Source organism: Lacihabitans lacunae, assembly GCF_042649125.1.
In the GTDB taxonomy this organism is placed as follows: domain Bacteria; phylum Bacteroidota; class Bacteroidia; order Cytophagales; family Spirosomataceae; genus Leadbetterella; species Leadbetterella lacunae.
Genome location: NZ_JBHRYQ010000001.1, coordinates 4,580,646 through 4,594,630 on the forward strand (window position 1 = coordinate 4,580,646; position 13,985 = coordinate 4,594,630).

General features: G+C 38.7%; 8 protein-coding genes. 6 read left to right on the top strand and 2 right to left on the bottom strand.

The features are described from left to right. Nucleotides 1-2: 2 nt before the first annotated feature. Nucleotides 3-1,469: a replicative DNA helicase gene (dnaB, locus tag ACFOOI_RS19540; RefSeq protein WP_379839772.1), complete on the bottom strand. Its 1,467-nt coding sequence runs from the start codon at nt 1,467-1,469 to the stop codon at nt 3-5. Continuing rightward, entirely contained in the window at nt 1,466-6,055 is a 4,590-nt protein-coding gene (locus tag ACFOOI_RS19545; protein ID WP_379839773.1) for a translocation/assembly module TamB domain-containing protein, read from the bottom strand. Before ACFOOI_RS19545 ends, dnaB begins: the two co-directional genes overlap by 4 nt. A 359-nt stretch (nt 6,056-6,414) precedes the next feature. On the opposite strand from ACFOOI_RS19545, the gene tsaD reads away from it, so the two are divergent. From tsaD to ACFOOI_RS19575, 6 genes are all read left to right on the top strand, one after another. Continuing rightward, nucleotides 6,415-7,425 carry a tRNA (adenosine(37)-N6)-threonylcarbamoyltransferase complex transferase subunit TsaD gene (gene tsaD / locus ACFOOI_RS19550; RefSeq protein WP_379839774.1) on the top strand — a complete coding sequence of 337 codons (1,011 nt, stop codon included), beginning with the start codon at nt 6,415-6,417 and terminating at the stop codon, nt 7,423-7,425. Between the two features lie 104 nt (nt 7,426-7,529). Beyond that, complete coding sequence (locus tag ACFOOI_RS19555) at nt 7,530-9,875, top strand: penicillin-binding protein 1A (protein WP_379839775.1); 2,346 nt, start codon at nt 7,530-7,532, stop codon at nt 9,873-9,875. A 207-nt stretch (nt 9,876-10,082) separates the two neighbouring features. After that, entirely contained in the window at nt 10,083-11,423 is a 1,341-nt protein-coding gene (locus tag ACFOOI_RS19560; protein WP_379839776.1) for a Na(+)-translocating NADH-quinone reductase subunit A, read from the top strand. Between the two features lie 40 nt (nt 11,424-11,463). Continuing rightward, nucleotides 11,464-12,624 carry an NADH:ubiquinone reductase (Na(+)-transporting) subunit B gene (locus ACFOOI_RS19565; protein ID WP_379839777.1) on the top strand — a complete coding sequence of 387 codons (1,161 nt, stop codon included), beginning with the start codon at nt 11,464-11,466 and terminating at the stop codon, nt 12,622-12,624. Beyond that, nucleotides 12,614-13,318 carry an NADH:ubiquinone reductase (Na(+)-transporting) subunit C gene (gene nqrC, locus ACFOOI_RS19570; protein WP_379839778.1) on the top strand — a complete coding sequence of 235 codons (705 nt, stop codon included), beginning with the start codon at nt 12,614-12,616 and terminating at the stop codon, nt 13,316-13,318. The genes ACFOOI_RS19565 and nqrC overlap by 11 nt, the downstream gene beginning before the upstream one ends. Next, nucleotides 13,319-13,981, top strand: a complete 663-nt coding sequence (locus ACFOOI_RS19575; protein WP_379839779.1) for an NADH:ubiquinone reductase (Na(+)-transporting) subunit D — start codon at nt 13,319-13,321, stop codon at nt 13,979-13,981. Nucleotides 13,982-13,985: the final 4 nt, after the last annotated feature.

Genomic DNA, 13,985 nt, shown 5'->3' on the forward strand with positions numbered 1-13,985 from the left:
TCTTATAAATCATTTGCCTTGCTACCCAATATTTTGGTGCCCGATATCTCTTCATACTTTTCTTGAGATAATGTAAAGCCGTCAAACTCGGCAAAACGGGTATACTTTCCAATAAAACGGAGGTTTACATTATCTACAGAACCACTTCGGTTTTTAGCTATTATCACCTCAGCCATACCTTTGGTAGACTCGCCAGTTTCTGTTTCAGTTATTTGGTAGTACTCTGGTCTGTAAAGAAACATTACCACATCGGCGTCTTGCTCAATTGAGCCCGATTCCCTTAAGTCAGATAGCTGTGGGCGTTTGTCTCCACCACGGGTTTCTACCGACCTACTCAGCTGCGAAAGTGCAATCACCGGAATGTTTAATTCTTTTGCGATGGTTTTCAGTGACCTCGATATCGCGGCTATCTCTTGCTCACGGTTCATGCCACCTTTTCCATTTCCAGCGGTCATCAGTTGGAGATAATCTACAATCAATAATTTGATATCATGAAACGCCTTCAGTCGGCGGGCTTTTGTCCTTAGTTCGAGTACCGAAAGAGCCGGTGTGTCGTCTATATAAATGGGAGCAGTAGCCAAGTTGTTAAGTCGCGAGTGCAGAGCTTGCCAGTCTTCGGTTTCTAGTTCTCCTTTTCTTAGCTTTTGAGAATCAATCTCAGCCTCGGCCGAAATCAACCTGAGCATTACTTGCTGAGACGACATCTCTAACGAAAACAACGCCACAGGCATTTTAAAATCGATTGCGGCATTTCTTAGAGACGAAACCACAAATGCGGTTTTTCCCATACCGGGCCTGGCCGCAATAATGATAAGTTCGGTGTTATGCCATCCACCGGTAACTCTATCAAGTGTTGGGAAACCCGAAGGTACACTTGAGCCACCTGCGTCTTGGTCTGCTTTGTTTTTAAGTTCTTGAATGGTTTTTTGAACCACCAAACTTAGGTCAGGTATATTTTTATTTAGATTTCCTTCTTGAATGTCTCGGAGGCTTTGTTCTGTAGTATCCATCAAATGAAACACGTCTGTGGTGTCTTCGTAGGCTTTGGTAACAACCTCACCCATAATTTTGATAATACTTCTTCTGATTGCATACTGAACAATAATTCGAGCCTCTTTTTCAATGTGCGAACTGATAGATTTGGAGGTGATTCGGGCCAAGTAGCTCGCTCCACCAATAAACTCAAGTTCGCCCGATAGCCTAAGTTGATTAGAAACCGTGAGTAAATCTACAGGTTCTGTTTTTCCGAAAAGTAAAAGAATAGCCTGATATATAGCCTCATGTTTTTCTGAGATAAAGCTATCTGGTTTCAAGATATCAATGACTGAGGTCAGTGCATCTTTTTCTTTTATGATACCCCCAAGAACCGCTGCCTCAAGTTCGATAATATGAGATGCTTGCTGGAAATCGTATATCTGTTCCGCGTTTCTCTTTGGTTTTTCTGGCCCTCTTCTTTTTTGTTGTTTCATTTCTGTAGGTCTTTCATTGATACCTCGCGTTCTTCTTTTTTGGCGGTACCCACTCCTAAAGGTATGCTCTTATTTTTCTTATCTCCAAATAGAGAGTTGAAGTTCCTCGAAATTATTAAGTTTCCTCCCGAAACCACCACATTGCCACCAGTAGAAATCAAGTAGTAATTGGTTGGTACACTTCTCGAGTAAAGCTTAAATTTATACTCACCATCTGGCGAAAGTAAATATTCCAACTCGCCGCCCACCGAAAGCTGCCCTTGGGTGTTGGCATTTATGCTGTTTTCTATCGCATTAATAAACGAGCTTTTTCCGGTTAGTTTTATTCTGTTGTTTGAGAACCTATAACTAAAGTTTAGCTGCATGTTGTTTAATAGGTTAGTTCTGATATCGCCAAACTGCACCCCAAGTTCGAGGTTAGGATTTAGCTTGTTGGCTAAGTTTCCTATCTGGTTCGAAAGCAAATTGCTGACATTGTCAATCAAAAACTGCTGCGTAAGTGCATCTGCAAAGTTATCTGGAAATATCTCGTTGAAAACCAAAATACTAGACACATTTCTGCTTAATAGCTGCTCGTCATTTCTAAGTTTTTGTTCAAACCCCAGGAGGTCTTGCTGTACAGCAAATGGCACCTGTTTCATGTCAAAGGCGATGTCATATTTGATAGTAGGAGTCATTAATCTCTCTGTCAAAAGAACCATGACATTTACCGGATAACGAATATTTGCATCTTCGGTTCTGTTTGTGATTTTACTTATCGGAATATTGGCCGTATAAGCAGCTTTCATATCCAATACTGCTTCGTATGGATCGCCAGACCACGTTATTCTACTTCCATCTATAATATTAAACTTACGCAGGGAAGCCAAGTTTTGGAAACTGAAGTTGTACTTTCCGCTTTTAACTACATAAGGCCCATTTATCGAAAACTCTCCCCGCGTGTCATAGACAATACTGAGTCGTCCTTCCCCAAACACGTCTAAAATATCGTTATTGGTTCTATCAAATATTATCTCGCACTCGGCATCAGGTGTAAAACTCAGGTTAAATACCATTTTTACTCCATCTGTCTTTACTCTTTTTTTAGGAATTTCTATTGTCGAAATTACCTCTGGATTTTTTATTTTTCCTATGAAAGGAATACCTTCTTGCTTGGTGTCAATTTTTTTCTCGTTATCAAGTGGTATAATTATTCTAGTACCTTTTTTGCTCGTTAGGTTAGCATTGATATTTAAGTTAGAAAAATCGCCACTAAGGTGAATATCGCCCGTAGTGTAAGCAATTCCCGAAAATGCGGCATTTTCATTTGAGGATATTTGCATGATTTTAAAACCATCTTTTCCTTTAATGTATCCATGCAGACCCACCATAAAATTCCCCGACCCACCATTATATATTCCTCCTTGGATTTGAGCAGTGTTTCCGCCTACAAGTGCGTCTTTTACGGTTATACCCTCCGAAGGAGCCACAAAGCCTTCCTCACTACAAATTATTCTATCGTCAAAATACAAGGTAGTGCCCGATGCATCAATCTTTAGGGTTCCTTTATCTATTTTTACTTCTCCCTTAAAAATCGGATCAAGTGGGAAGCCGGTTATCAAAACATCACCTTCGGCAAAACCCCCAAGTTTTGAGAATGTGCCTTTAAGTATGCCCTCAAACATATCAATGTTGAGGTTTCTTAACTTGGCTTTTAGAGCCAAAGGACTCAGTTTATTTTTTGGGTCAAAACTCCCGTTCACTCTAAATATTTCTTTGTTTACCCGATAGATATTTCCGTTGATATTTAGTTTTTCGTCGATATTGTCCCAAACCGCTTCAGTGTTTACAGTACCTATCAAACTGTTCTGATAAATGAGCTCGTCTATGTGTAATGTGCTCGTAATTAACGGGTCATCATAAAAATTCTTCAAACGGAGTTCGCCATTGGCTATTCCTTTTATTTCTGAATTTGTGAAGGGCTTAAGTGTTTGTAGGTTCAGATTTTCCACTGTCAAGATCGACTCTTCGTGCTCGTTGTTGGCTATTACACCATTGAGCGACACCCGTTGCGACTTATTAGAAAACTCAAGGTTTCTAACACTTATCTCTTTGTTTTCTACATAAATCGCATTTTCAGGGTCTATTTTCCATTCATCTTTTACCAAAAACATTCCCGAGTTTTCAGGGCTAAACTTTATCTCGTAACCTTTTTCTAGGAAACTTACCTTACCCGTCATGTTTCCAAAACTACTCGTGCTTTTTTGTTTTATACCAAGGTCAAAATCTATGGTGTTTGTAAGTCCCCAATACGCATTAAATACCAAGTCTTGGGTTTCTATGTCTTTGCTCAAGTTTTGATTTTCTGACGATACCACCAAAGCCGTTAGTACCTCAGGTGCGAGTATTTTTTTAGAAGAATTAAAATCAATATGGTTGGCATAGAAAGCACTTTTCTTATAGTTTAAGGTATCTAATGTTCCTGCCAAAGTAAACTCCGAAGTGGTTTTGTTTGAAAATTTTCCCGATAGCGAAGAGCCCGATGAGACATAATAATCAGGAGCAAAAAAGTCAAAAAACGTACGGGAGTTTTTAAAGAACAATTTATAATAAGCCTCGTATGGCAGTTTACTCACATAGTTTTTCTTTTTTTGAGCATAGTATTCATTTCTTTGCTGCTCAGACTCTTCAAAATACAGCCTATATTCTTTCCCTAATAGTTTAAGGTCACTAATAATTTGACTTGGAGCAAATTCCCCATTCAGATATAAGTTCCAAAACTCTGAAACCACCGAAAATCTCCGCTGGTTTTCGGCTATCGCCGAATTGAAAAATAAGGAATCTATCCGGAGTTTTCCATCTTCGTTGGTAAATTCAGTATTTTTAAATTGTGCCCTACCAATCCAATCATCTAGTTTATTCCCTACAAAATCAAAGTTTATCGTAGACTTAATCTGCATCGGGTCTTTGGTTATTCCCAAGTTTTGCAGGTTGGCATTGCCGAGGTTTCCTACTATTTTAAAGCTATTCAGCTCTTTATTAAAATCTACTCGACCACTTACGTCAGCCGTTAGGTTTGGATCTTTTATGTCCACAAACCCATCAAATACCGACTTTCCCAGTTTGCCATCTACCACAATGTTTTTGTAGTTGTAGCCATTAAATCCGATGCTCGCCACCTCGCCGTCGAGTTCTATTGTAGAGCCAGTAAGTTTAAATCCGTCGCCTTTTATTTCACCCTTGAAACTTATGGTTTGTAAAGCCTCTGGGTCATCTATAAACTTGCCAAGCTCGAAATTGGTGGCATCTATATTTCCAAAATAGGTAACATCATCTGCTCCATTGCCTATTTTAACGTTTATAAGGCCATTTACCTTACCCAGGTTTTTACTCTGCAAGTCAGCCTTCATCACAAAATCATCATAAACTCCCTTGTAGGTCCCCGATAGGTTAAGTTGCTCTATTTTGGTTATATACTTTTGATATTCAGCGTTTTTGCTGTATTGTTTTAAGTCATTGGCTACCAATAGCGAAGGCTTTAACTTCAAGTCGGTTACGGTTTTTTTCAAATCCGGAAATCCTTTAAAATTAACATCGCCTTTTAAGTATGAGTTTTTGCCAAACTTTAAATCAAAATTATCAAAAGTTAAATCAACATACCGGCCCTTCATACTCGCATTTAGCTCATACCGCTCATTGATGGCATACATTTCAGGAGCAAAACGCCCAAGGTCTTGCGAATCAAAAACACTGTTTTTTAAATCAGCCCTCATTCTTATTTTATGAAAGAAATCGTCAAAGGCAGACGGGCGATCATAGTAAAAGTGGAGCTTATCGCTTACAAAAGAATTATTGATATAGGCACTTAGCCTATCTAAGGTCATGGCAGTTTTACAATACAAAAAATCAGTTTTAATATTTTTTATATCTAACTGACTCCTTTTGTCTATCCCGTTTATAGTGGTCGCCCTAAATGCCACCGTATCGCCAAGTATCAACACTTTTTCGAGATTGGCATTTATTTGGTCAAACCTAAAATTGTTGTAATCAAACAGATTCTCTGGAGAGCGTTTTTTACGACTATCCGTAAGGCTCACAAATCCATTCTTTATATAGGCATTGTCAATCGTGAAGGCCGTATTGTGATCTTTTACTACTTTTTTGGTGCTATCCGAAGTCATTCGTTCTATCTGAGCTATCCAATCGTCTATGTTCAGATGTCCGTTTTTTTCTTTAACGAGTTTAACCTCTGGATTTTTTAGAAGCACATAGTCGAGGTTGTTGTCAAACTCAATATACGTTTCGGCATTAAACTTAAAATTCGTTTTGCAGTTCACATAAAGCTCCCTCACAAAAATCATATCACGCCCCTTAAGGTCTTTGATATTTATGTCTTCGAGCGTAATTTCATCCAGCCACGATATCCTCGCACTACCCACCGTAACCTCACTTCCCAGCTTATCGCCAAGCCATTTCGTTGCTTTTTGAGCCAACGCAGACTGCACCTCCGAAAGCTGTAAAGCATAGTAAACCACTACTATCATACAAAAAATGCACAACAGCAGCCAAGCCAGAGTTTTTATTAATATGTTCGGTATTCTACTCAATTATAGGTTTTGCTTCTTATTTTTGCCTTTATTTTATTTAAAAACGCTTTTTTTACTAATTAAACATACCAAAAGGGTAATAATTTACTCATTTTTTGGTTAAGTTTCAAATATCCCAAACCAACCGAACCTATTTCAATTTTATTGACGTTCGTTCCATAGTTTTGGGCGGCACCCACAAGGGGTCGGGCTATCTGTTACAAGTCCTCGCGGCTACGCCAGCTGTGGGCTTTTCACGTCTATCCCTGCCGCAAAATTTGACTTTAATTAGACCAGTTTTTAATTAAAAAAAATTGGTTTACAACCATCAAGCAAAAGGCATGCAAAATTTCTTAAAAATATTCAAAATTACTAATTAAATGGCCATTAATACTGAAAAAGTAACACTTTTGGCCATCGAATCCTCGTGCGATGAAACCTCAGCTTCGGTTATCTCTGATGGTCAGATTTTATCTAATATCGTGGCCACTCAGGTAGTACACGAAAAACACGGAGGAGTAGTTCCCGAACTTGCCTCCCGAGCACATCAACAAAATATTATTTTGGTGGTTCAGGAAGCCCTCCAAAAAGCCCAAATAGACAAATCGGAACTTTCAGCCATTGGCTTTACACGTGGGCCGGGTTTGCTGGGTTCGCTTCTTGTAGGCACCTCATTTTCTAAGGCCATGGCTTTAGCTCTTGATATTCCCCTCATTGAAGTTAATCACATGCAAGCACACGTTTTGGCCCATTTTATAGATGAACCAAAGCCAGCTTTTCCATTTTTGTGTTTGACTGTAAGCGGTGGTCACACCCAAATAGTTAAGGTAAAAAGCCACTTAGGTATGGAGGTCATCGGCGAAACCACCGACGATGCCGTAGGAGAAGCCTTCGATAAAGCCGCCAAAATGTTAGGTTTAGGTTATCCCGGAGGCCCCATGGTAGACAAACTTGCTAAAACGGGCAACCCACTAGCGTTTCCGTTCCCTATATCAGACATGCCAGATTTGAAGTTTTCGTTTAGCGGAGTAAAAACAGCCTTGCTTTACTTTATACAAAAACAAACGCCCGAATTTATCCAAGAAAACCTTGCGGATATTTGTGCATCGTACCAATATACCCTAATCAGAACGTTACTTTTAAAACTCAAAAAAGCATCTAAACTACACGGCATCAAAGAGATATCGGTGGCGGGAGGTGTTTCGGCCAATTCAGGTTTAAGGTTAGCACTAGCCGAAATGGCAAAGAAAGAAAGGTGGAATATATACATTCCTGATTTTCAGTATTGTACAGACAATGCCGGCATGATCGCCATAGCGGCACATTACAAGTTTTTGGCTGGTGAATTTACGAGTCAATCCGTGAGTCCGATGCCGCGTTTTGCAATATAAAAACCACCTATTTTTTATTTATTTTCCAAATAAAACAATATACTAGGTCTCAAATGCATTTAAAATATTATTTTTGAAATCGAATAAAAACATATTCCTAATCTATGAAACTCCCAATTATTAAAAATCTGGCAGCAGGAAAATATAAAGGACTAATAAATATTGTCTATAGCTTATTTTACCTGGGTGTAGCTGGTTTTTTATTTTTTATAATTGCTCTTAACTTCAATTTGTTTTGGCTTTTTGGCAAAATGCCGGGTGTAGACGATTTAGACAATCCCAAAAGCGAAATCGCTTCTGAGATAATTTCATCTGATGGAAAAGTGCTCGGTAAATTCTTTTTTGAAAACCGCAGTCCCGTAACTTTTGAAGAAATACCGGATAACTTTATCAATGCACTAATAGCGACCGAAGACGTAAGGTTTACCAAACACTCCGGCATAGATGCCCGCAGTATGTTACGTGTATTCGGAGGTTTATTGACTTTGAGCCCAAAAGGTGGCGGTAGCACCATTTCGCAGCAATTGGCCAAAAACTTATTTAAGCTGCGTCAAGACGAAGAATACGAAGGAATTTTGTACAAAGTTCCTTTGGTGCGAACTTTTGTAATCAAAGCCAAAGAGTGGGTTACTTCTATTAAACTAGAACGTAGATACACCAAACAAGAAATATTGGTAATGTACCTTAACACTATTGAGTTTAGTAGTGGTGCATATGGACTTAAGTCTGCCGCAAAAACATATTTCAAAAAACTTCCGAAGAATCTTTCCCAAGTAGAGTCTGCTTTGCTAGTAGGAATGATTCAGAATCCTTCGAGATTTAACCCCAAATTTTTCCCAAAAAACTCAATAGAAAGAAGAAATACGGTGCTTTCTCAAATGGTGAAATTTAATAAAATCACACCTGAAGAAGGAGACGAATTGAAAGAGTTGCCAATTGAACTTAATTATTCGCCCGAAAGCCATAACAACGGCATGGCTCAATATTTACGTGCCTACATTAAAGATTGGATAAAACCTGAACTAAAGAAACTAGGGTATAAAGAATCTGATTTGTACACCAAAGGCTTTAAAATTTATACCACCATAGATTCTCGTATGCAGGCATACGCTGAGGATGCTGTAAATACGCACATGAAAGATCAGCAAGCCAAGTTTTATGCTCATTGGAGAGGACGTAATCCTTGGGTGCAGCGTAAAAGTCCAAATTCAAACCAATATATAGAAATACCGAATTTTATAGAAAACGCTGCAAAAAGAACCGGCTATTATCAAGCCATGAAACGTAAGTTGGGCAATGATAACGAGGCGATTATGGCGGCCATGAACGAGAAAATGCCAATGCGTATTTTTACTTGGGAAGGCGAGAAAGACACCGTCATGTCGCACATAGATTCATTAAAGCATTACAAGAAATTCCTTAATATTGGAATGATGGCTATGGATCCTAGAAATGGCAACATAAAGGCCTGGGTGGGTGGTATAAACTTTAAGTATTTTAAGTTTGATAACGTGTATCAAAGTAGGAGACAGCCCGGTTCAACATTTAAGCCTTTTGTATATGTAACCGCTATAGATAATGGTTTCTCTACGTGCGAAACTGTAGTAGACGAACCCATAACTTTTGGAAGAGAAGACGGCGTTTATGGAGCTCCTTACACGCCAAAAAATTCAGATGGTAAATACAGCTACCAATCCATGACGCTTAGACAAGCACTTGGTCAATCGATTAACAGTGTAAGTGCCAGACTAATAAAAGAATTTAAACCTTCCAGGGTAATCGAATATGCCCATATGTTAGGAATTACCGGCGAATTGGCCAACAGTCCTTCACTTTGTTTAGGGGTTAGTGATGTTCGTCTGTTTGATATGGTGGGTGGTTACGGAGTTTTTGCAAATCAAGGAAAGCACTCTCAGCCGATGGTGGTTGTTAGAATTGAAGACAAACACGGTGATGTTATAAAAGAGTATTTGCCAGACCAAAAAGAAGTGCTAAGCAAAGAAACGGCCTATAAAATGGTGCATTTGATGCGTGGTGCAACTTTGCCTGGAGGTACAGCCTCTGGTTTAGGGCGTTACGGAATTTTAGATGGAAACGAGGTTGCGGGCAAAACCGGTACAACTTCAAACTATTCAGACGGATGGTTTATGGGCATGACCCAAGACCTAATAGGTGGAGTTTGGGTAGGTGGAGAAGACAGGGCTGTCCACTTTCAATCCATTGCTCTTGGTCAAGGTGCCCGAATGGCCATGCCAGCTTGGGGATTGTTTATGCAAAAAGTATATGCAGACAAAACTTTAGAATTTAAAAAAGGCAAATTCATAATACCTGATGGTGTAAGAATCAGCGGTGATTGTGTGTTAAATCCAAATGAAGGTTTTCCAACTCAAGATGCCGCTCAAACCGCTCAGCCGGCTTTGAAGCCAGCAGACGATGACGATTTGTTATAGGTATTAAATTTTTATAAACGATATTTGAAGAGTCGAGCAGTTTATCTACTGTTCGGCTTTTTTTGTTTTTACACCTTAGATTCCTATTAGAAATTATAAAGTTTTTAAGAAATAATTTGGTTTTTTCGAGAGGTCTTATAGCTTTGTAAAAGGAAGTCAAGTGACTTAAAATTCTCTCCTAGTCTCGGTTATTATAATTTAACTTTTATGGGTAAACAGATAAAAATTTCGAAAGGCTTTGATATTAAGATTGTTGGAGCTCCCACACATGATTTAGAAAGTTTACCACCCTCAGATATTTTCGTTTTAAAACCCTCAGATTTTAAAGATTTAACACCAAAACTCTTGGTTGCAGAGGGTGATACCGTTTTAGCAGGCCAAAAAGTCTTTTTCGATAAAGATAGACCTGAAATTGGCTTTGTTTCACCGATGAGTGGTGAGGTGGTAGAAATAGTACGAGTAGAGAAAAGAAGGATTTCTGAAATAAAAATCTTAGCGGATAAAAAAATAGAATTCAAGCAATTTGATGTAAGTAATCAAAATACAAAAGAAGGTATAAAAGAAATACTATTGGAGTCGGGTTGTTGGAGCTACATTCGCCAGCGGCCTTTCGATGTAATTCCTGATATTACAGCCACACCAAAAGCGATTTTTGTGAGTTTGTTTGATACAGCTCCCTTGGCTCTTGATTATGATTTTGTCTTAAAAAATAAAAAAGTTGAGATCAAAAAAGGTTTAGAAGTTTTAGCTACATTAAGTGGTGGTAACTTACAAATAGGAGTGCCTAACTCTAGCACTCTAGATACAATTGGAAATTTAAGTGGTGCAAGTGTCAATGAATTTAAAGGGCCGCATCCGTCTGGAAACGTCGGGATTCACATTCATCATATCAGTCCTATATTGCCTGGGCAAAGTGTGTGGTACTTAAACCCACAAGATGTATGTATTATTGGCAATCTTTTTTTAACTGGAAAATACGATGCTACTCGAATAATAGCCTTAGGAGGTAGTGGCGTAGTTGATCCGCAATATTATGAAGTACTAACAGGGCAAACGCTAAGAAGTATTTTAGAGAAAAAAATCAAAGAAGATAATCAAAGAATCATTCAGGGGAATGTGCTGACAGGAGTCAAGTCTTCAGAGTCAGATTATCTCTCATTTTATACCAATCAAATAACAGTCATTTCGGAGGGGAATCAGCCTGAGTTTTTAGGGTGGATTTTGCCAGGTTTCAATAAGCTTTCGCTTTCTAGGTCTTATTTCTCATGGCTAAACAAATCAAAGACGTACGATCTCGATACCAATACACATGGTGAAGAGCGAGCGTTTGTGGTTTCTGGTCAATATGAAAAGGTATTGCCTATGAATATTATGCCCGTGATTCTGCTTAAGGCCATTTTGGCACAAGACATAGAGCGTATGGAGCAGCTTGGCATTTACGAAGTCTCAGAAGAAGATTTTGCTCTATGTGAGTTTGTGTGTACGTCTAAAATAGAGGTACAGCAAATAATAAGACAAGGACTAGAACTAATGCAAAAAGAGGCTTAAAGCTCTGTTTTTTTATAAAAATTATTAAATTTCATTATCTGTGAAAATAGCAAGAAAATTAGTAGATTCCATAAAACCGACTTTCGCAAAAGGGGGTAAGCTCGAAAAGTTTCATTATATGTTCGATGCCTTCGAAACCTTCCTTTTTGTGCCCGATACTACCACTAAAACAGGTGTGCATGTCAGAGATGCCATGGATTTAAAGCGAACCATGGTTATGGTTATTTTTGCTTTGGTGCCGTGTTTACTTTTCGGTATTTGGAATACAGGATACCAACATTATTTGGCGTATGGCATAGAAAGTTCTTTTGTTGAGAATTTCACTTTTGGCCTAATAAAAGTTTTGCCCATTATTGTGGTGTCTTATGTTGCGGGTTTAGGTGTTGAGTTTGCTTTTTCTATTGCCAAAGGCCACCCAATAAGCGAAGGATACTTAGTTACAGGTTTACTTATTCCGCTTACGCTTCCTGCCACAGTACCACTTTGGATGGTTGCTTTAGGTGCTATTTTCTGTACATTATTAGGCAAAGAAATTTTTGGAGGTACGGGTATGAATTTCATGAATCCGGCCTTGTTGGCTCGTGCATTTATGTTTTTTGCTTTTCCTGCCTATTTGAGTGGCGATATTTGGACAGACCTGAGCCCAGAGGCAGGTCATCAGGTAGTTGATGCTTTTTCGGGTGCTACTAACTTGGTGACATTTGATAGCAATTATCAAAATCTTCCCTCCGTTTGGGACATGTTTATGGGTTTTGAACAAGGTTCCATAGGCGAAACCTCAGTATTGGCTTGCCTCATTGGTGCATTAATTCTAATTGTTACAGGTGTTGGCAGTTGGCGAATAATCGTTTCTGTTTTTGTAGGTGGTTATTTGATGGGCTTACTTTTGAATTTTTTAGCTCCTGCAGATAATTTACAACACGCCATGCACACGCCGGCTTATTACCATTGGTTTATGGGAAGTTTTGCTTTTGGAGCCATATTCATGGCTACCGACCCAGTTTCTGCTGCCCAAACCGAAAAAGGAAAGTTGATTTACGGTTTATCTATCGGAGCATTCATTGTTATTCTCCGGGTATTTAATCCCGCTTATCCCGAAGCCGTTATGTTGAGTATTTTACTATTTAATGTTTTTGCTCCAATTATTGATCATTTGGTTATTGAACAACACATAAAATCAAGATTAAAAAATGCACAGTAATCGATATACATTTTTATACGCCATAGGCATTTCTATAGTTACTGCGGTTATTCTCGTTTTAACTTCCGTTATGCTCAAACCCAAGCAAGATTTTAATTTAGCACTTGACACCAAATCTAATATTTTGAAGTCAGTTAAAGTCGAGTCAGCCATACCCAAAGAAATCGAAAGAATGTATGGTGAGCAAGTAGAAGAGCTTGTTATTAATAGCGAAGGAGAGAAAATAGAGGGCGTTAAGCCATCGCAAATTGTGCTTAAAAACGAATTGGCGAAACCCTTAGCAGATAGGAAATTGCCACTTTATATTTTTACTGAAAAAGATAATTCTAAAAACTATGTAATACCGCTATATGGCGTTGGACTTTGGGGGCCAATCTGGGGCTTTTTAGCCTTAGATTCTGATTTAAATACTGTGAAAGGAGCTTTTTTTGACCACAAAGGCGAAACACCAGGTTTGGGTGCTGAAATTGCTGAGAAGAGTTTTCAAGATCAGTTTATAGGTAAAAAAATAAAAGACGGATCAAATAATTTCATTTCGGTCAATGTGGTCAAAAAATCAGCAAAGGTAGACTTCGGAGATGAATATCGAGTAGACGCTATTTCGGGCGGAACCATCACTTCAGAAGGAACGGATAAGATGTTAAAAAAATGCGTTGAACCATATTTAGTGTATTTCAATAAAATCAAAAACTAAATGGAAGAGGTAATAGAAAAAACAAAAAAAGAAGGTTTATTCTCAAAGAAAAACCTGGCCATCATTAAAGACCCTTTAGATGACTCTAATCCGGTTACGGTGCAGGTTTTGGGAATTTGCTCGGCCTTGGCGGTAACGGTGCAAGTGAAGCCCGCTATCATCATGTCGCTCGGGGTGATATTCGTTACTGCGTTTTCTAATTTAATCGTATCATTAATTAGAAAAAGTATTCCCACTCGAGTTAGAATCATCGTGCAGCTAATTGTAGTGGCTACTTTGGTAACTATTGTGGATCAAATGCTTAAGGCTTATATGTTCGATGTTTCAAAGAAGCTTTCTGTTTTTGTGGGTTTAATAATCACAAACTGTATTGTAATGGGTAGGCTAGAGGCTTTCGCTTTTGCTCAGAAACCTTGGCCTTCGTTTTTGGACGGTATCGGAAATGGTGTCGGGTATGGTATAATCTTAATAACGGTAGCAGTTTTCAGAGAGTTTTTCGGTAGCGGTTCATTGCTAGGCTATGATATAATTCCGCAATGGGCGTATGACCACGGATACGTAAATAATGGACTAATGATGTTACCTCCTTCGGCTTTGTTTTTAATAGGCGGTTACATTTGGTGGCAACGTAGCCGAAATAAAAAATTGGTTAACATCTCATAATCAG

Excerpts from the sequence above, each read along its gene's own strand:
- dnaB (WP_379839772.1), bottom strand. The coding sequence starts at position 1,469 with ATGAAACAACAAAAAAGAAGAGGGCCAGAAAAACCAAAGAGAAACGCG.
- tsaD (WP_379839774.1), top strand. The coding sequence starts at position 6,415 with ATGGCCATTAATACTGAAAAAGTAACACTTTTGGCCATCGAATCCTCG.
- ACFOOI_RS19555 (WP_379839775.1), top strand. The coding sequence starts at position 7,530 with ATGAAACTCCCAATTATTAAAAATCTGGCAGCAGGAAAATATAAAGGA.
- ACFOOI_RS19560 (WP_379839776.1), top strand. The coding sequence starts at position 10,083 with ATGGGTAAACAGATAAAAATTTCGAAAGGCTTTGATATTAAGATTGTT.
- nqrC (WP_379839778.1), top strand. The coding sequence starts at position 12,614 with ATGCACAGTAATCGATATACATTTTTATACGCCATAGGCATTTCTATA.
- ACFOOI_RS19575 (WP_379839779.1), top strand. The coding sequence starts at position 13,319 with ATGGAAGAGGTAATAGAAAAAACAAAAAAAGAAGGTTTATTCTCAAAG.